The sequence below is a fragment of the Fontibacter flavus genome (assembly GCF_042432905.1).
GTDB classification, from domain to species: Bacteria; Bacteroidota; Bacteroidia; order Cytophagales; family Cyclobacteriaceae; genus Fontibacter; species Fontibacter flavus.
Genome location: NZ_JBHLWI010000006.1, coordinates 35,758 through 55,962, shown reverse-complemented (window position 1 = coordinate 55,962; position 20,205 = coordinate 35,758). Strand labels below are relative to the sequence as shown.

Sequence of the window (20,205 nt, the reverse complement as noted above, 5' to 3'; positions counted from 1 at the left end):
TGTTTCAGTCTTCTTCAACTTCCCAATCCCCTCTGTTTTTGATGATATCATGTGCCTCCATGATTGCAGCCCTCATTGAACCGTCGTCTGCAATTTTTTTACCCGCGATATTGTAGGCTGTGCCGTGGTCTGGAGAAGTCCTTACTATAGGTAGTCCTGCAGTGAAATTTACACCCGTTTCAAAAGCAAGGGATTTAAAAGGAATCAAGCCTTGATCGTGATACATAGCCAAAACCCCATCAAACTTTTTTTGGTGCATCATGCCAAAGAAGCCATCTGAAGAATATGGTCCGAAGACCAAGTGCGCTTTGTCCTTGTATTCCCTAATGACTGGTTTGATGATGTTTTCTTCTTCATCTCCCAATAAGCCATCTTCTCCTGCATGGGGGTTAAGACCTAAAACTGCCACTCTTGGTTTGCCAATACCAAAATCATTCTGAAGAGATTTCAGCATGATGTCCAGCTTTTTTCTGATGTTTTCGGCTGTCACATGCTGCGCGACTTTTTTCAATGGCATATGCCCGGTCACCAATCCAACTCTAATATCTTCTGCAACGAGAAACATCAAGCTTTCCTTTATTTCAAAAGCCTCAGTCAGGTATTCTGTATGACCAATGAATTTTTTTTCAGGACTGTTGATATTGTTTTTGTTGAGCGGGGCAGTTACTAATCCATCTATTTTTCCATCTTTCAGATCTTTGATGGCGTGGTCCAAAGCAGCCAATGCCATTTTCCCGGCTTCCTGAGTTTCCACACCAGGAATAACTTCAGGGCTTTCCTCTACCACATTGATGACATTGATTTTTTTATGGTGGACTTCTTCAATACTTCGGATTTGCATAAAGTTGAAATCTTCAAGTTCCAACTGCTTACGGTAAAAGGTTATTACCTTTCCATGACCGTATATGACAGGTGTGACCATTTTCAACAACCTGTTGTCCAAAAGTGCCTTGATGGTAACTTCAGGTCCGATTCCATTAATATCTCCTATACTTATTCCGATGACGGGTTTATTTTTTCTTGGGTTCATTATACTTAAACAATAGCTTCGTTTTTAAAATTTATTTTTATGATCTCCTACATATTTCTGGTCCCGGTTTGATTCACCGGCCATTTAAATGTCACTGAATTGAAGAGAATGAGTTCAAGGTTTATAGTAAGGCTTTGTGATAAATCACTTATTTTTGAACTGCAATTTATATAAAATAATCATAGCAAAGGCAATGGAGAAGGTCAAACCCAAAAAACACCTTGGACAGCATTTTCTGACGGATCTCAGTATCGCTGAAAAAATCGCCAAGGCGGTGACAGGGCACCAAGGAATCAAAAAAGTCCTTGAAATCGGACCTGGTATGGGGGTACTTACTGATTTTCTGATGTTAGGTCCTTGGGATCTTTATTTGGTTGATATTGATACAGAATCCATTCAATATCTCCATCAGAAATATCCATCCCTTAGTGAAAAGATCATTGAGGCGGATTATTTGAAAAAGGATTTTGGATCAATCATGCAAGGGCCCTATGCAGTTGCAGGGAACTTTCCATACAATATTTCTTCTCAGATTTTCTTTAAAATTCTGGAGGAAAGAAATATGGTGACAGAGGTGGTCTGTATGTTGCAAAAAGAAGTTGCGCAAAGGATTGCTTCCCCAAAAGGCAATAAAGATTATGGTATTTTGTCTGTCTTATTGCAGGCATTTTATGATATTGAGTACCTGTTTACTGTTCCTCCGGGTGTGTTCAATCCCCCTCCAAAGGTAAATTCTGGTGTGATCAGGTTAAAGCGCAATCATGTGCAGCAACTTGCTTGTAACGAGAAACTGTTTTTCCGAGTGGTCAAACAAGGCTTTGGAACCAGAAGAAAAACCCTAAGAAATTGTCTAAAGTCCTTTGGTCTGACGGATGAACTTAAGGAAGATCCGATTTTGGACAAAAGGGCAGAACAGTTGGGTGTAGAAGAATTTGTTTCACTGACAAATAAATTACAGGAATCTTGGAACCAATAAAATCATTTGAATTATCCAAAGAATACCTGGAAAGCCTTCGGGAAGGCATAGCATTTCAGGATAACGATTTCATCATTGAATCATTTGATGGTGCCAATGTAGCTGATATTGCGGCACTTTTGGATGAGCTGGATTTAGAGGAGGCTATTTATGTTCTTAGACTTTTGCCCTCTGATACAGCAGCGGATATCCTGATTGAGTTGGATGAAGATTCTTTGATCAAAGTGATCAGGGAAATGGAGCCTTCGGAATTGGCTGCACTGATTGATCAGATGGAGTCTGATGATGCAGTAGATATATTGATCCTGATGCCTACCAAAGAAAGGGAGGATGTGATTTCTTATCTTCAGGAAAAAGAAAAGTCAGCCAACATTCTGGACCTGTTGCGTTATGATGAATATTCTGCAGGTGGTCTGATGGCCAAAGAATTTATCAAAGCCAATCAAAACTGGAATGTAGTTCAGACTATCGAAGAGATCAGAAGGCAAGCTGAAAAGGTAGAAAAAATCTATTCTATCTACGTGGTAGACAATAAGCAGCATTTATTGGGAAGGGTTTCCTTGAAAAAGATCATCCTGGCCTCTTCTGACACCAAGATATCTGACATATACGAGCCGGAACTGATTTCTGTCCCTACCCATATGGAGGGAGAAGAAGTAGCAGAGATTATGCGTAAGTACGATTTGGAGTCAGTTCCAGTTACCAATGCCAAAAACAGATTGGTAGGAAGAATTACTGTGGATGACGTCCTGGATTTGATCCGTGAACAATCTGAAGAAGATATGCAGGCTATGACTGGTATATCTGCCGATGTAGAAGAATCTGATTCCATATTCAGGATTTCAAAAGCACGCTTGCCCTGGCTTCTGATTGGAGTGATTGGTGGATTAATGGGCGCACAGATTATTGGTTTTTTTGAAGATGGTTTGAGCAAGTATATCGCTTTAGTCTCATTTATACCTTTGGTAGCTGCTACAGGTGGAAATGTTGGGATCCAATCCTCTTCTCTGGTGGTTCAGACCTTGGCCTCAAAGTCAGTTTTTAATGATACTCCATGGCAAAGGTTTATCAAAGGTCTCTTGATCGCCTTGGTCAACGGTATTGTTCTTGGTTCATTTGTATTTTTAGTAGTTGTATTTATATATGGTTTTGAAAGCATATTTGGTCTGACAATAGGCCTGGCTATGTTTTGTGTAGTTTTATTGGCGTCTTTTATGGGTACAGTTACTCCTTTGGTTTTGGATAGATTTGGTATCAATCCCGCTATGGCCTCAGGCCCTTTTATTACCACTGCCAATGACCTATTGGGATTGGCAGTTTATTTTGGTGTTGCCATGGCTTTGTTGAAACTTTAAGTGGGAAGGATCGTGGAGGTTTGAAAAAGAGATTCACCAAAAAAGATAACTGGTAGCTTATAATATCGAGCTGGGTTAAAAATTATGAATTCAATGAGATGATTGTGTCAAAGAAGGTATTGATCATAGATGAAATGCACCTTTCGATTATTCCAATGTTGGAATCAGAAGGGCTGACTGTGGATTACAGACCCGAAATCAAGCGGCAGGAAATATTGGAAATAGTAGGGGACTATGTCGGTCTGATCATCAGGTCAAAAACACCAATAGACCGGGAACTACTTGAAAAAGCAACAAAACTGAAGTTTATCGGAAGAGCTGGAGCCGGCTTGGATAAGATTGACCTAGCTTACTTAGCAGAACACGATATTCAGCTTTTTCATGCAGCGGAAGGCAACAAAGATGCTGTAGGTGAACATGCTATTGGAGGATTGTTGGCTTTGTTCAATCATATTAATCGCGCAGACCTTCAAGTCAGGAAAGGAGTTTGGAAGAGGGAAGAAAATAGGGGAGAAGAGTTACAGGGAAAAACGGTTGGCATAATGGGTTATGGAAATATGGGTTCTGCCTTTGCCAAAAAGCTAATTGGTTTTGATGTCCGTATCATTGCCTATGACAAATACAAGAAAGGATTTGGAAATCAGTTTGTGGAAGAGGTGGATTTTACTGAATTAGTTGAACATGCTGATGTTTTAAGTCTACATGTGCCATTGACACCGGAAACGAAGGATTTTTTAAGTTTGGAGATCCTCAATAAATTCAAAAAACCCTTTTATCTCATCAATACTGCGAGAGGTGAGATTATTTCGTTTGAAACATTGAATAAGGCTTTAGATCTGGGGGTATTGAAAGGGGCGGTTTTGGATGTTTTGGAAAATGAAAAATTCAGTGCGTTTTCTGAGGAGCAAAAAGCTTCCTTTGCTAAATTAGCCAAAAGAGAAAATGTTGTTTTCAGTCCCCATGTAGCCGGTTGGACCTTTCAATCCTATGAAAAGATCAATCAAGTACTAGTTGAAAAAATGAAAGTGAGAGGTGTGATTTATTGATCAAATCTGTAAGCAGTTTTTCTTTTGAGGCCATATATTGCTTTCTGAAATTGATTTGATTACCTTTGTTTCATTACATAAGCAAAAAGTATAGGAGAAACGGTTTCAGCAATGAGACCGTTTCTTCTATTTTTCATAGCACATATAATTTTAATACCATGGGAAAAATACAGTATTATACTGAAGAAGGACTTAGGAAGCTGAAAGAGGAGCTTCAGGAGCTGAAAACCAAAGGACGTGCGGATATCGCAAAACAGATCGCTGAAGCAAGAGATAAGGGCGATCTGAGTGAAAATGCTGAATATGATGCCGCTAAAGATGCCCAAGGGCTGTTGGAACTTAAAATTGCCAAGCTTGAGGAAGTTGTGGGTAATGCTAGGGTAATGGACAACTCTAAATTGGACACCTCCAAAGTAGGTATCTTAAGTACGGTGAAAATCAAAAATGTCAAAAACGGAATGACCGTGACTTACACTTTGGTATCTGAAGAAGAAGCAGATCTTAAAGCAGGTAAGATTTCTTTGGGTTCTCCGTTTGGAAAAGGATTGCTGGGCAAAACCGTTGGTGAAATTGCTCAGATCAATGCACCGGCGGGTGTTTTGGAATTTGAAGTCCTTGATATCAATTATTAAATATTATACAGTCCCGATGGTTTCTCCCTCGGGATTTTTTATTTTTACCCCATGGCAAGCATATTTACAAAAATCATCAACAGAGAAATCCCCGCAGAAATTATTGCAGAGGATGATAATTACATCGCTTTTCTGGATATTATGCCTTTGGTCAGAGGGCATGTTTTGGTTGTTCCAAAGGCTGAGGTGAACTATATTTTTGATTTGGAAGACGATGTCTTGGCGGGATTACATGTTTTTGCCAAGAAAGTTGCCAAAGCCATTGATAAAACAATCAAATGTACCCGAGTAGGGGTGACAGTGATCGGGCTGGAAGTGCCGCATGTACACGTGCATCTTGTTCCGCTTAGGACAATGGACGATATCAATTTTACAAGACCAAAATTGAAATTGACACAAGAAGAACTGGCTGAGATTGGTGAGACGATCAGGAAAGGACTAGCTTAAAAAGTGCTGGTTTCAAAGCCACTTGATAATCCTTTATCATTGATTTGAAATGGTTAAATTTTCAATTGTAAACCGCTTATAAAACTTATTTCAGTAGTATAATGCAAACGTTTTCCATATTCAGGAAAAATGGATAATTTGCTACACTCTAATTTTATTAAACCTATTAAAAACCCAAAATTTATGTCTAAGACTTATTTTCCAGGAATTGACAAGATCAAGTTTGAAGGAAAAGGCTCTAAAAATCCCTTTGCTTTCAAATATTATAATCCCGATCAGGTTGTGGCAGGAAAGGCCATGAAAGATCATTTTAAATTTGCTATTGCCTATTGGCATACTTTCTGTGCCACCGGCGCTGATCCATTTGGTCCTGGTACAATGGCTAGACCTTGGGATGCTTCTTCTGATGCTGTCCAAAGAGCCAAAGATAAAATGGATGCAGCCTTTGAGTTTTTTACCAAGATTGGTGCTGAGTATTATTGTTTTCATGATGTTGACTTGATTGACGAGGGTGCTACTATAGAGGAGTATGAGGAGCGCATGCAGATCATCACAGATTATGCGCTTCAAAAACAAAAAGAAACAGGTGTGAAATTGCTTTGGGGTACTGCCAATGTATTCAGTAACCCGAGGTATATGAACGGAGCTTCCACCAACCCGGATTTTGATGTAGTGGCATGGGCTGGCACGCAAGTGAAGAATTCGATCGATGCAACCATCAAATTGGGCGGGGAAAATTATGTGTTCTGGGGTGGCCGTGAAGGTTATATGTCCTTGTTGAACACCGATATGAAGAGAGAAACTGAACATTTGGCCAAATTCCTCACCATGGCTAGGGACTATGCAAGATCTAAAGGGTTTAAAGGGAATTTCCTGATTGAACCTAAGCCAATGGAACCTACCAAGCATCAGTATGATTATGATTCTGCCACTGTGGTTGGGTTCTTGCGTCATCATGGATTGGATAAGGATTTCAAAATCAATATTGAGGTCAATCACGCCACTTTGGCCGGACATACTTTTCAACATGAATTGCAGGTAGCAGCTGATGCAGGTATGTTGGGCTCTATTGATGCCAACCGTGGTGATTATCAAAATGGATGGGATACAGATCAGTTTGCGATCAACTTACAGGAATTGACAGAAGCCATGTTGGTGATTTTGCAGAGCGGTGGTATACAAGGTGGAGGTGTGAATTTTGACGCCAAAGTGAGAAGAAATTCTACAGATCTGGAAGATTTGTTCTTGGCACATATAGGGTCTATGGATGCATTTGCAAGAGGATTGTTGATTGCAGATAGAATTTTGGAAGAATCTGCCTATACAGAATTGAGACAAAAGCGTTATGCTTCATTTGATTCCGGTAAAGGAAAAGCTTTTGAAGAAGGCAAGCTTTCATTGGAAGATCTTAGGGCGCATGCAATATCTGTTGGGGAGCCAAAGCAAACCAGTGGCAAGCAGGAGCTTTACGAGAATATTTTGAATGAGTTTATTTAAAATAGGATTTCGAAAGTCGGATTTCGAAAGGGCCAGCAGGGAAAACTCTGCTGGTTTTTTTAACTTAACTTGTTAAATCATTCTTTCTGATAACCTGATTTTTATGGAGTTTATCCTTGTAGTTTTTTGAATTGTAAGATGAGGAATTGTAATTTTGGTATCGATGAGTCCTGATCCTAGCCATAACCTCAACCAACTCTCTGATCATCAAGCATGGGAAATGCTGAGGTCTGGTGATGTAAAGGGGCTTGAAGTGATATACAGAATTTTCTCAGCTGAGCTTTTTAGGTTTGGAATGTCCTTGGTCCAAGACGATGCATTAGTACTGGATAGCATTCATGAATTGTTCTTAGATTTATGGAGGTACCAAAAGAATCTTTCTGAGCCAGAAAACCTTAAATTGTATCTTTTTAGATCCCTGTCAAATAAAATTAAAAGGGCAAAAAAATCTCAAGCCAAACAGCCTAAAGTTGGATTTACTGGTAAAGAAGATTTATTTTCTATAGGTTCAGCTGAAGATGAGTGGATTTCAAGACAACAAGATGAGGATTTAAAGAGGAGATTGGCCAATGGTATCGAAAACCTTCCGCTTAGACAAAAAGAGGTCATCCAATACTTATTTTTTGAAAAACTGAGCTACGAAGAATGCTCCAAAATTCTGGAAATAAATCTTAGATCAGTTTATACTTTAGCCTGGAAAGCAATTAAAAGCCTGAAAAAACACTTGGGCTTCTTGTGGCTTATATGTTTACTGGAAATTCTTTTTAACTTTTTTTAAGATCGAAGGATAACTTTCAGGTCTTCTTGACTCATGTATTCAGAATAGTGAATTATGAGCAGAAGCGATTATAGCATAGAAGACTTTGTCCTCGACCCGGAATTTAGATTATGGGTCTTAAATCCCAATAACGCTAATAGAACCCTTTGGGAAGAATTTCTTCTTGAGCATCCCCATAAACAAGCAGATATCCAAAAAGCAAGGATTTTGGTCATCAATATGTCCAGAAAAGTAAATCCTTGGACAGCCGAAAAAGAAGAGGCATTGTGGCAACTAATTGAAGATTCAGTATCTACCGTAGAAATAGCAGGCAAAGAATCAAAAGTGATTTCAATAGTCCCAAATGTGCGGGTGGGCATGAAGGACAGGGAATTAGTGAGACCAAGTATTCGTAAAAAAAGAACTTTTGTCAATTTCACATTTTTGCTGATTTTTTTGATGGCGGCCGGTTTGACATACCTTTTGATGACTTCCGATGCTTTCAAGCCTATGGAAGAAATAGCTCAGTTGGAATGGGTAGAACACAAAGTTCCGAAAGGTCAGAAATCTGTTTTTATGTTGACTGATGGTACCCGGATTACCGCCAATGCTGAAACTGTATTGAGACACTTGAAAAATTTCGAAGGAGATAGAAGAGAAATTTATCTTGAAGGTGAAGCCTATTTTGAAGTTGCAAAAGACGAGCTTAAGCCATTTTCAGTACATTCTGGAGATTTGGTAACAACAGCGTTAGGTACGGCCTTTAATATTAAAGCCATTGAGGGTAAGGAACTGAAAGTTTCTTTGCTTGAAGGTAAAGTAAAAGTAGCTACACCGGAAGAAGAAGAATTTTTATTGCCTGGTAAAGCAGCTTCCTATTCGGATGGTGATAATGGTATTAAAGTGTCTGATTTTGATGAAGAGGAGGTTTTGGCGTGGACCAAAAAGATTATCTACTTGAAAGACACCGACATTAAGGAGGTTTTTGATATTCTCGAAAAATGGTATGGTGTGGACATCACTTTTGTGAACAGCCCCAAAAAGGAAATAAAAGTTACCGGAAAATACCAGGATCAGACTTTGAAAAACCTGCTATCAGGTCTCAGCTATTCTGCTGGGTTTAATTATGAAATCAATGCCAAACAAATCAAAATAACTTTCAAATAAACTAACGTTAATGCCTATGGAATTAAGCATCATTTGATTATCAACTGTCTCTGACAGTTAATACACCACAACTATTGAAGGTGGAAACCAACGATTAACACAATCCAAAAACCTTAAAAAATTATGAAAAATATTTTACGGCGCTATGTTTTTAACATGCTAAAATTATTTTCTATTGCTTTAGCTTTTCTTTTAATGGGGATAGGTGCCAAAGTAAAGGCTGCTGATGACCAAGCTAAAAGCATAGAGAATGTGTATCTTTCAGTTTCATTGAAAGAGCAAAATTTATCCAAAGCTTTCGAAGTCATTGAAAAGAATGCTGGATTTAATTTTGTTTATGTCAACCGAGACGTGAAAGATGCAGGGAAAGTTTCGGTAGAGGCTAATTCCATGTCTCTTTATGATATCCTAAGTGAAATATCTGTTCAGACCGGTTTGGATTTCAAACAGGTCAACGAAAATATACATGTAAAGAAATCTGATTCGAGACAACCAGTTCAGGTAGTATTACAACCTGAAGTTACGGTTACCGGAACCGTAGTTGACCCATCCGGTCAGCCATTACCAGGAGTGACTGTTGTCGTAGAAGGAACCAGCAGAGGTACTGTTACTGACATTGATGGTAAATATTCCATTGATGCAAATCCAGAAGATGCTTTGGTTTTTTCATTTGTAGGCTTTGAGACACAGCGTTTCGTTATTGGAAATACCAATACCATTAATGTCACTATGCGTGAGGATATTTCTTCTTTAGGCGAGGTGGTAGTCGTAGGTTATGGTACCCTAAAAGAAAGGGATTTGACTTCCTCAATAGCCACACTTAAGACGGATGTGATCACACAAACGCCAACTCCTAATGCTATGCAGGCATTGCAGGGAAGGGTAGCGGGTGTTCAGATTGTCAGTAATGGTGCACCTGGCGCTTCTCCAACCGTAAGGGTTAGGGGCGTTGGTTCATTTGAAGGCAATGCAGCACCATTGTATGTGGTGGATGGAATGTTTTTTGACAATATTGACTTCTTGAACCCAAATGATATCGAGACCATTAACGTCTTGAAAGATGCTTCTGCTTCTGCTATTTATGGTGTGAGGGCATCCAATGGTGTGGTGCTGATTGAAACCAAGTCAGGAAAGTATAACCAAAAACCAGAAATCATTATCGATTCTTACTATGGTACCCAGGTTCCTCAGAATGTTTTGAAAATGGCCAATGCCCAGCAATTTGTCCGTTATATTAATGAAACAGGATCTACTGCTGATATAGCCTTCGTCAACAATGCCATGCAGAGATTTGGTAGGAGCAGGATTGACCCTAGTATCCCAAATGTCAATACGGATTGGTATGCAGAGATCATGAGTCCTGCAGCCATTCAGAACCATAATTTGAGTTTTAACGGAGGGAATGAAACTACCAGGTACTCTTTGGGAGGTTCTTATTTCGACCAAAAAGGTCTTCTAAATGATACCAGAAATGAGTACAAAAGATTGAATTTTAGGGCAAAAATTGATACTGATGTCAGAGATTGGCTAACCGTTGGAGGTAATTTCAATGTCAGCGTTGCCCGTCAGTATAACGGTGATGACGGAGCTTGGTTCCAGGCTTATTTTGCTGTTCCAATTCTTCCAGTGTACGATGACCTGAATACACAAGCTGAGCCATTTAGACTTTCCAATGCACAACGTCTAGGTTACAGAAACAGACAGAATCCTTATTATAGTTTGTTATACAATGATAACCGAAACCATGTCGGTAAGGTATTGGGTAATTTCTATGCTGATTTTGAAATTCTGCCTAGCAAACTTTCATTCAGGACAGCCTATAATTATGCTCTTGAAATTATCAACTCAAGAAATGTAGGTTTTGATTTCAACGATGGTGTCACAGATTTCCAGTCTTCCATCGGGAGAACCAATTTTGCAAGATTTGACCAGGTTTGGGATAATTTCTTTACCTATACCGACTATATCGATAAGCATAGCTTCACTGCTGTTTTGGGCCAATCTTTCAGGAGTGAATATTCAGAAGTTTTGTTTGCAAGAGGAACAGGTATTTCCCCAATTCCGGATAGGACTTTAGAGAACTTCTGGTATTTGTCCAATGCAACCAACTTTGATATCAATGGAATTGGAGATACTGGAGATGTTATCAATTCCAGGCTTTTCTTCATGTCTTATTTTGGCCGATTGTCATACAATTATGATGACAGATACTTGCTTTATGGTACCTTCAGAAGAGATGGGAACAATAAGTTTCAGCAGAAGTGGGGAAATTTTGCCACTATAGGTGCAGGTTGGGTGGTGTCCTCTGAAAGATTCTTTAATGTTTCGGCTATTGACTTCTTTAAGCTAAGGGCTTCTTGGGGGCAGTTGGGTAATGATGGCATCAGACCGTCTGTGGGAAGGCCAACGATACAAGAGACTTCCACAGCCATCAATGATGTTCTTATATTCGGTAGAAGGTTGAATCCAACTTTTGACTTGATCGATAGATGGGAAACCACAGTTGAAAAAAACTTCGGTTTCAATGCTAAATTCCTGAATAATAGGCTGTCATTAGATGCAGACTACTTCATCAGAGATACTAGAAATCTGGCTGTAAATATCATTCCTCCTGTATTTAGGGCAACAGAAAGAAGGAGTGTGGGAGAAATTAGAAATCAAGGGTTGGAATTTACGTTGAATTGGGAAGATAGGGTGAGCAAAGATTTCTCTTATTATATAGGGGGGAATTTTGCAACGCTTAAGAATCAGGTGCTCAGTCTAGGAGGACCACAATATTTGGATGGCGGTTCTGCTGAATTCCGTCAGAGATCTATTGTTGGTCAGCCGTTTCAGGCATTCTACGGTTATCAGGTAGCTGGTGTATTCCAGAATCAACAGCAAATTGACCAAAGCGGATACACTTCCCAATTTATCGCTGAGAATAATTTACAACCTGGAGATTTTCAATTTGTGGATCAAAACGGTGATGGAATCATCAATGATCAGGACAGGGTAGTTTTGGGCTCATTCTTACCTAAACTTACCTATGGATTCAATATGGGATTCACTTACAAAAATTTCGATGTTTCAGCATTGGTACAGGGACAGGCTGGATATAGCATTCTGAATAGAAAAAGAGGGGAGTTGATCTTTACCAATGACACCAACATTGATGCGGAATTGGCAGAGAATCTTTGGAGAGGTGAAGGCACTTCAGACAAATATCCCTCTGCTGCTGGGTTGAGAAAAGGTTGGAACCAAAATATGAGCGACTACTTTGTGGAAAGCGGATCTTACTTCAGGATACAAAACGTTAGAGTATCTTACAATCTATTGGACAAATCTCTTTTTGGTGTTCCAATGCCGGCGACAAGGGTGACATTTACCGCTGAAAGGCCGCTCACCTTGTTCAATTACAACGGCTTCAATCCTGAAGTTGCCAATGGTATCGATAGGCAGGTATATCCTATCCCAGCAATCTACACTTTGGGTCTGAATATCAAACTTTAAAGCGCACTACCATGACTAGAAATATTAAAACTAAAATACTTATTCCATTAGTTGCTGTCTTATTTGGGACTTCCTCTTGTATGGACCTTCTTGACCAACCTTTGGAAAACCAAATAGTAGCTGATGGAACTGACTATACGCAATCAGAAAATATGGTTCTGATGCTATATGGTTCTTATGCAGAATTAAACTCATTGCAATGGGAAACCTTCCCGATCATCTCTGTGAGAGGCGATGATGTGAATGCTGCAGGAGATCAATTTCCTTTGACGGAAACAGATCTGTTCAGGTACGACCGTAATTTTTGGATGTATAATTCCACTTGGTTGAATTTATATACCGATCTGCTTTATTGGCATGGAGCCATGGAAGAAATCCAGAAATATCAGGATGCAGGAGCTAATGCTACCTTGGCGCAACAATACATTGCGGAAATTAAAGTGATGCGTGCCTTTGAGCTATTTCAATTGGCCAGGCTTTGGGGTAATATCCTAATTCCGAATTCATCACAACCCAGCGCATTGTACAATGTAGAAGTGTCTTCTTTTGAGGACGTACTACAACATATTGTTTCCCAGATGGATGAAGCAATTCCTTCTTTGCCAACAGTACATCCCAATCAAAGATCAGATGTCAGAGGAGGAATTACCGCTTACACTGCACTGGCAGTGAAAGCAATGGCCAACTTGGAGCTTAAAAATTATCAGGCAGTGGCTGATGCTACTGGTCAGATTATCAGTAGTAATCTATTCGCTTTGGAGCAGGATTATTATAACCTGTTCAAAATTCCAGGAAAACTTAACAGAGAGAATATTCTAGAGCTTCAATACTCTGATTTTGGTACTCCTACAGGTACCAATACCAGATACCTATGGGATTTCTTTGGACCTGCCAGCTGGACACCGGCAGTAGCAGGTGCAGGTGGTGGTTGGGGCTTCTGGGAGCCAAGTATGAAATATGTGAAATTCCTGCTTTCTAGGGGAGAGCAGACAAGGGTTCAGACTTCAATCTTGTTTACTCCGGATGCCATCACCGAATTGAGAAATGATCCTGATTTCCAAAACTTACCTAGCTGGGTTTCACATATTACTCCTGATGGGGATGTTTTCAACAATCACCCTAGGTACAAAATGTTAAGTGGTAAGTTTTATTTGCCATCAACCCAACTTACTCCAGGTAGGTTTACTTATGGCGAGAATAAAAACTTTGCAGTCATCAGGTATGCGGAGATTTTATTGATGCATGCAGAGGCATTGGTGAGCGGTGCAAACAGTACTGTTTTATCAGCCGAACAGGCAGTCAATCAAGTCAGGTCAAGGGCAGGTTTGGCTACAGCCTCATCGGTCAATTTGGATGTAGTCTTGGATGAAAAATATGCAGAATTTGGTACTGAATGGGGTATAAGATTTTATGATTTGGTGAGACATGGAAAAACCTCAGAGTTGAATTATGAAGGCAGGTCATTCCAGCAAGCCCAGCATAGATTCCTTCCTTATCCGTTGGAACAACTGGATATTATTCCACAATTAAGAAATGCCTCTAATGGAGGTTGAGTATTCATTAACCAAAATAACTGAGTTATGAAAAAAATGCAGATAATTTTACTAGCTGTAATCTTTGCTTTTGCAGGGTGTACAGATAGCTATATAGACGATATTGTAGCTGTTGATCCAGGACCGGACAATGCTGCTCCTGAAATCCTGATCAATTTCCCGATTGAGGGTGCCTTAATCAGGGTGGTAGAGGATGTGACTTCCATTGATATCAATTTCGAAGTCAGAGACGATATTGAAGTAGATGTTGTCACTATTTCTCTGAATGGCAATCAACTGGAATCTTTTAATGATTTTCTTGACTACAGAAGAGTGGTAAAGACCTATACTTATCCTTCATTGGGGAACGGAGAACATATACTTTCGATCACAGCGACAGATAAATCAGGTAAATCCACAGTGGAGACTGTTAGGTTTGAAAAAGTAGAGCCTTATCGACCTGTTTATGAAGGGGAAGTTTTCTATCTCCCATTTGATGGAGATTATACGGAGTTGGTGAATATCAGAAATGCAAATGTTTCTGGATCCCCTGGATTCGTAAATGGCATTTCAGGAAGAGCCTATTCTGGGGCTTCTAATGCATATTTGACTTTCCCAACAGCAGGCTTGTTAGGTCAGGAATTCTCTGCGGTGTTCTGGTATAAAGTGAATGCATCGCCTGATAGGGCAGGTTTGTTGGTGATAGGACCACCTGATCCAAATAATCCGAATAATCCAAATAATAGATCAAAGGGTTTCAGATTTTTCAGGGAAGCAGCAGGTCCAAATCAACGTTTCAAATTGAATGTAGGGAATGGTGGATCTGACAACTGGTTTGATGGTGGGGCTGCTGCAGACCTCAATCCTGCTGATGGAGAATGGGCCCATTTGGCATTTACCATTTCAGGAAGTCAGGTGACTGTTTATATCAATGGAGAAATTGTGAGTCAGGGAGGTTTCCCTGGAATCGATTGGACAGGATGTGATGTATTGTCAATTGGATCAGGAGCACCACGATTTACAGAATGGGGTCATTTGTCTGATCAGAGTTATTTTGATGAACTGAGGTTATTTAATAAGGCATTGAGTCAAAATGAGATCAGGACAATTATTGATGCCGAAAAACCATAAACTTTAATTAAGCAAAGGGGTCAGAGGACTCCTTTGCTTTCTCAAACCCATGTGACCATGAAGCACCTTGCGCTGTTTTTTGTTTTGTTTTTTTTACTTGTATCCTGTGGTGAACGAGGAGAAGATGTGCCAGCGTTTACATTGTTGAAAGTAGAAGTAGGTACTGAAACAATCAATTTGGATCCGCCTTATAGTGAAGGTCTTCCTTTGGATAGGCCGATAACCATGTATTTTAGCAGGCCTGTAGATGAAGGTGTGCTCAATCAAGGGATTATTTTAAGTAGATTGAACGGTAATCCAGTAAATGTCAATTTTGCCACATCTTCCGATAATACAAATGTCATTTTGAGGCCAATTGGCGCACTGGAAGCGGGAGAAACGTATTTGTTGTCTATTTCTGATTTCTTAAGAAGTGAATCAGGTCAGACTATTTTGTCCAGACAAATTCAATTTAAGACCCAAGAAGATGGCTTAAGGATTGAAAGTATTCAATTTGAAGGAGGTCGGTTGGTCAATTCCAATAGGGTTATAGATGTGAATGTTGACCTCAATATTGAAATCAATTTTTCAGCGCCGGTGGACAGATCTACTGCTCAAAATGCCTTCCGAATAAGTGGTCAGGCAGTTCTGGGACTGCAAGTCGAATATTCAAATGAAGACAGAAAAGTTACTTTGAAATCATCAGGCAAGCTTCCCTACTTTTCTAAATTTGAGCTTGAAATTTCCAATACACTTAAGTCTGCATCAGGTGCTGCATTTCCGGAAGAAAAGCGTGTATTTTACACCGGACCAGATGGAGTTTTGAAATTCCCTCTGATCTCAGATGATGCATTATTGACCAAAATCCAGGAACAGACCTTTAAGTATTTTTGGGATTTTGCCCATCCTGCAAGTGGTATGGCAAGAGAGAGGAATACCTCGGGAAATCTGGTAACGGTAGGTGGATCTGGATTTGGCGTGATGGCAATCATTGTGGGTATTGAAAGAGGCTTTATTTCTCGGTCAGAAGGTGTTCAACGCTTAGCTCTGATTGTGGATTTTTTATCCAAGGCTGATAGATTTCATGGTGTCTGGCCACATTGGTTGGATGGTAATACAGGTAAAACCATTCCTTTTAGTCAAAAAGATAACGGAGGAGATTTGGTTGAAACTGCCTTTATGATACAAGGACTTCTTACTGTAAAGGAGTTTCTCCAACCATCAATTCCAACAGAAAAGATTATAATAGATCACATACAGCAGTTGTGGGAGGAAGTAGAATGGAGCTGGTACACCAGAGGTAGTCAAAATGTGCTTTACTGGCATTGGTCGCCAGATTTTGGCTGGGATATGAATTTGCCAATTCAGGGATACAACGAATCATTGATAGTTTATGTTTTGGCTGCTTCTTCACCTACCTTCCCAATCTCCAAAGAGGTTTATGATCAAGGATGGGCTAGAAATGGTCAAATGAAAAATGGAAACAGTTTCTATCAATTCAATCTTCCATTGGGAGAGGATTTTGGAGGGCCCTTATTCTTTTCACATTACTCCTTTTTGGGATTGGACCCGAGAAACCTGAAAGATGCTTATGCAGATTATTGGGAGCAGGGAAAGATGCATACCAAAATCAACCGTGCGCATGCAATCAACAATCCAAAAGGATTTGCCGGTTATGGGGAGAACAGTTGGGGTTTTACAGCAAGTGATAACCATCAAGGTTACAGTGCCCATTCTCCCATTAATGACCTTGGCGTCATATCATTGACAGCAGCACTCTCTTCTTTTCCTTATACCCCAGAAATATCAATGGAAGCATTAAGGTTTTTTTATTTCGAAATGGGAGATAGGCTATGGGGCCCATATGGTTTCTACGATGCTTTTAATGTTACGGAGTCCTGGTATGCGAACTCTTATCTGGCCATAGACCAAGGCCCTATTATCCTAATGATCGAAAACCATAGGTCTAGATTGTTATGGTCATTATTTATGAGAAATCCTGAAGTCCTTTCAGGATTACGGAATTTAAATTTCACCTATTAAACTTTAAAAAATGAGATATTTATTCTTTTTGATATTATTGATCAATTTGACTCAAATCTGCTCCTGTAAGGAAAAGAAGGGGGAAGTTGAGTTGGAAACCAATGTCATCAGCGATGACTCCCTGATGACATTGGTACAATATAGGACGTTTCAATATTTCTGGGAAGGAGCTGAGCCTACCTCAGGAATGGCCCGCGAAAGAATTCACATAGACGGAGATTATCCACAGAATGATCAAAATGTAGTCACTACGGGAGGTTCAGGCTTCGGTCTTATGGCGATATTGGTTGGGATTGAAAGAGGTTTTATTACCCGTGATGAAGGCTTGAAAAGATTAGATAAAATCGTGGACTATCTTGCCAAGGCAGACCGGTTTCATGGGATTTGGTCACATTGGATTGAAGGTGAAACAGGAAAGGTAAAACCTTTTGGAAGAGATGATGATGGCGGAGATTTGGTGGAATCTGCTTTTTTGGCCCAAGGCCTCCTTACGGTAAGGCAATATTTTCAAAATGACCATCCTTCGGAAAAACTGCTTGTAGAAAAGATCAATCAATTATGGGAGGAAATGGAATGGTCCTGGTACATTAAAAAGGGAGACAATGTCTTGCTTTGGCACTGGTCTCCTTCTATTGGATTTCAGAAGAACCACCCGATTAAGGGATATGATGAAACCCTGATCACTTATATTTTGGCCGCATCTTCTCCAAATTATCCAATTACTGAAGAGGTATATCATGATGGTTGGGCAAGAAAAGGTGAAATTGCATTTAATGCAGAACCTTATGGTCATCTTTTGGAATTGAGACACAATGGTGCGGAAGAATTGGGAGGACCCTTGTTCTGGGCGCACTATTCCTATTTGGGTTTGGACCCTAGAGGATTGAAAGATCGATATGCGGATTACTGGAGACAAAATGTAAACCATACCCTGGCCAATAGGGCCTGGTGTCTGGAAAATCCTTTAGGTTTTGCTGGATATGGAGAAAAATCCTGGGGATTGACAGCAAGTTATTCGGTAAATGGCTATGCAGCCCATGCGCCAGGAGAAAATAAAGATAAGGGGGTTATATCCCCAACAGCAGCACTATCTTCATTCCCTTATACACCGGAATACTCTATGGAAGCGATGAGATTTTGGTTTGAGAACTATGGGGATAAGCTTTTTGGGCCTTATGGTTTTTATGATGCGTATTCGGAAGAAGAGGATTGGTTTCCCCAAAGGTATTTGGCCATTGACCAAGGGCCAATAGTAGTCATGATTGAAAATCACCGATCCGGATTACTTTGGGACTTATTTATGTCTGCACCAGAAGTGAAAGGCGGATTAGTTAAATTGGGTTTTAGTAGTCCTCATTTAAACTGAACCGGAATATGAATAAGAGCAATGATTTACTTTTATTGATTTTCGCTTTGGTGTCATTTCCTTTTTTGGCCCAATCGCAAAATCCTGTGATGGAAACATATTGTAATCCGATCAATCTGGATTATACTTACATGATTTATAATGCCCATAATGATTTGTCTTACCGTTCAGGAGCAGATCCTGCAGTGGTAGAGTTCAGGGGAGAATACTACATGTTTGTGACCCGTTCAATGGGATATTGGCATTCTACGGATTTGGCAAATTGGACATTTATCAAACCTGAAAAATGGTATTTCGAAGGTTCCAATGCACCGACTGCTCATAATTATAAGGATTCCGTGCTATATGTTTCCGGAAACCCTTCTGGAGCTATGAGTGTATTGTATACCGATAATCCAAAGAAAGGCGATTGGAAAGCAGTACCTGGGATTTTATATGATTTGCAGGATCCTCATATTTTCATAGATGATGACGATCAAGCTTATGTCTTTTGGGGTTCATCTAACGTTTACCCAATTAGAGCAAGAAAATTGGACTTGAAAAATAAGTTCCGTCCAGATAAGGAAATTCATGAACTTTTTAATCTTGATATGTCCAAACATGGTTGGGAAAGGTTCGGGGAAAACCACGCTGACACAGTCTTGGGGGGGTATATGGAAGGCCCCTGGCTTACGAAGCATCAGGGGAAGTATTACCTGCAGTATGGAGCGCCTGGGACAGAATTCAATGTATATGGTGATGGGGTCTATATGAGTGATCATCCATTAGGGCCGTATACTTATGCTCCAAATAATCCGGTTTCCTATAAGCCAGGTGGTTTTATGAACGGGGCAGGTCACGGTAGTACTGTTTTAGGACCTAAAAAGGCTTACTGGCATTTTGGGACCAATGCAGTATCTGTCAATGTGAACTGGGAAAGAAGAATCTCCATGTTCCCCACTTATTTTGATCAGGATGGTTTGATGCATGTGGATACATACTTCGGGGATTATCCTAGGTTTGCACCGGCCACACCAGGTAAGAAAGGTGAGTTTGCCGGATGGATGCTGCTCTCCTACAACAAGCAGGTAAAGACTTCATCAGAAATTGATGGGCATAGTGGCCATCATTTGGTTGATGAAAATGTGAAGACATTTTGGTTGGCTCAACAAAATGGTACCCAAGAATGGGTTGAAATTGATTTGGGAAACCCTTCATCTGTAAGATCTATACAGATCAATTACCATGACCATAACTCAAATCTTTATGGGAAAATTGAGGGTTTATTTCACCGGTATAAGGTGAAAACCTCCCTAGATGGCAAGGAGTGGGTGACTGTCGTGGATCGAAGTAATAGTTTTAAAGATGTGCCAAATGATTATGTGGAGTTGGATTTTCCAGTAGATGCCAGGTATGTCCGCTATGAAAATATCCATGTTCCAACGCCTTCTTTGGCAATTTCAGGATTTAGGGTCTTTGGCAATGGCAAAGGTAAAGCCCCTTCTAACGTCAAGAATTTAAAAGTCGTTAGGCAGACTGATAAAAGGGATGCCATGATTACCTGGGAAACTGTAAAGGATGCTCAAGGGTACAATATCATCTGGGGAATTGCACCTGATAAAATGTACAGTTCTTGGTTGGTATATGGAACCAATCAATTGGATTTAAAATCACTGAACACAGACCAAACCTATTATTTTTCAATCGAAGCATTCAATGAAAACGGGATTTCCGAAAGAAGCGCTTTGCAAAAAGTAAATTGATAATCATAAAGAA

The 20,205-nt window shown here is 40.0% G+C and carries 15 protein-coding genes; 14 read left to right on the top strand and 1 reads right to left on the bottom strand.

Features of this window, described 5'->3' with window-relative positions:
* Positions 1 to 4: 4 nt before the first annotated feature.
* Positions 5 to 1,030, bottom strand: a complete 1,026-nt coding sequence (pdxA, locus tag ACFFIP_RS03020) for a 4-hydroxythreonine-4-phosphate dehydrogenase PdxA (RefSeq protein WP_382386084.1) — start codon at positions 1,028 to 1,030, stop codon at positions 5 to 7.
* 193 nt (positions 1,031 to 1,223) lie between these two features.
* Here pdxA and rsmA point away from each other — a divergent pair, with 193 nt between their 5' ends.
* From rsmA to ACFFIP_RS02950, 14 genes are all read left to right on the top strand, one after another.
* Complete coding sequence (rsmA, locus tag ACFFIP_RS03015) at positions 1,224 to 2,006, top strand: 16S rRNA (adenine(1518)-N(6)/adenine(1519)-N(6))-dimethyltransferase RsmA (protein WP_382386159.1); 783 nt, start codon at positions 1,224 to 1,226, stop codon at positions 2,004 to 2,006.
* Complete coding sequence (mgtE, locus tag ACFFIP_RS03010; RefSeq protein ID WP_382386083.1) at positions 1,994 to 3,361, top strand: magnesium transporter; 1,368 nt, start codon at positions 1,994 to 1,996, stop codon at positions 3,359 to 3,361. The genes rsmA and mgtE overlap by 13 nt, the downstream gene beginning before the upstream one ends.
* Before the next feature lie 104 nt (positions 3,362 to 3,465).
* Positions 3,466 to 4,407: a 2-hydroxyacid dehydrogenase gene (locus ACFFIP_RS03005; protein WP_382386082.1), complete on the top strand. Its 942-nt coding sequence runs from the start codon at positions 3,466 to 3,468 to the stop codon at positions 4,405 to 4,407.
* 158 nt (positions 4,408 to 4,565) lie between these two features.
* Positions 4,566 to 5,039: a transcription elongation factor GreA gene (gene greA, locus ACFFIP_RS03000; RefSeq protein WP_382386081.1), complete on the top strand. Its 474-nt coding sequence runs from the start codon at positions 4,566 to 4,568 to the stop codon at positions 5,037 to 5,039.
* 51 nt (positions 5,040 to 5,090) lie between these two features.
* Positions 5,091 to 5,486: an HIT family protein gene (locus tag ACFFIP_RS02995; protein WP_382386080.1), complete on the top strand. Its 396-nt coding sequence runs from the start codon at positions 5,091 to 5,093 to the stop codon at positions 5,484 to 5,486.
* A 183-nt stretch (positions 5,487 to 5,669) separates the two neighbouring features.
* Positions 5,670 to 6,983, top strand: a complete 1,314-nt coding sequence (gene xylA / locus ACFFIP_RS02990; protein ID WP_382386079.1) for a xylose isomerase — start codon at positions 5,670 to 5,672, stop codon at positions 6,981 to 6,983.
* 163 nt (positions 6,984 to 7,146) lie between these two features.
* Complete coding sequence (locus tag ACFFIP_RS02985; RefSeq protein ID WP_382386078.1) at positions 7,147 to 7,761, top strand: RNA polymerase sigma factor; 615 nt, start codon at positions 7,147 to 7,149, stop codon at positions 7,759 to 7,761.
* A gap of 54 nt (positions 7,762 to 7,815) precedes the next feature.
* Positions 7,816 to 8,907, top strand: a complete 1,092-nt coding sequence (locus tag ACFFIP_RS02980; RefSeq protein ID WP_382386077.1) for a FecR family protein — start codon at positions 7,816 to 7,818, stop codon at positions 8,905 to 8,907.
* Positions 8,908 to 9,030: 123 nt separating this feature from the next.
* Positions 9,031 to 12,399, top strand: coding sequence for a SusC/RagA family TonB-linked outer membrane protein (locus ACFFIP_RS02975; protein ID WP_382386076.1), 3,369 nt, complete (start codon positions 9,031 to 9,033; stop codon positions 12,397 to 12,399).
* An 11-nt stretch (positions 12,400 to 12,410) separates the two neighbouring features.
* Positions 12,411 to 13,952, top strand: coding sequence for a RagB/SusD family nutrient uptake outer membrane protein (locus ACFFIP_RS02970; RefSeq protein WP_382386075.1), 1,542 nt, complete (start codon positions 12,411 to 12,413; stop codon positions 13,950 to 13,952).
* Between the two features lie 36 nt (positions 13,953 to 13,988).
* A complete protein-coding gene (locus tag ACFFIP_RS02965) occupies positions 13,989 to 15,062 on the top strand; it encodes a LamG domain-containing protein (protein ID WP_382386074.1) in 1,074 nt (357 codons plus the stop codon).
* Between the two features lie 57 nt (positions 15,063 to 15,119).
* Complete coding sequence (locus tag ACFFIP_RS02960; protein WP_382386073.1) at positions 15,120 to 17,084, top strand: glucoamylase family protein; 1,965 nt, start codon at positions 15,120 to 15,122, stop codon at positions 17,082 to 17,084.
* A 10-nt stretch (positions 17,085 to 17,094) separates the two neighbouring features.
* Entirely contained in the window at positions 17,095 to 18,450 is a 1,356-nt protein-coding gene (locus ACFFIP_RS02955) for a glucoamylase family protein (protein WP_382386072.1), read from the top strand.
* Positions 18,451 to 18,458: 8 nt separating this feature from the next.
* Positions 18,459 to 20,192, top strand: a complete 1,734-nt coding sequence (locus ACFFIP_RS02950) for a family 43 glycosylhydrolase (RefSeq protein WP_382386071.1) — start codon at positions 18,459 to 18,461, stop codon at positions 20,190 to 20,192.
* The last annotated feature ends 13 nt before the right edge of the window (positions 20,193 to 20,205 follow it).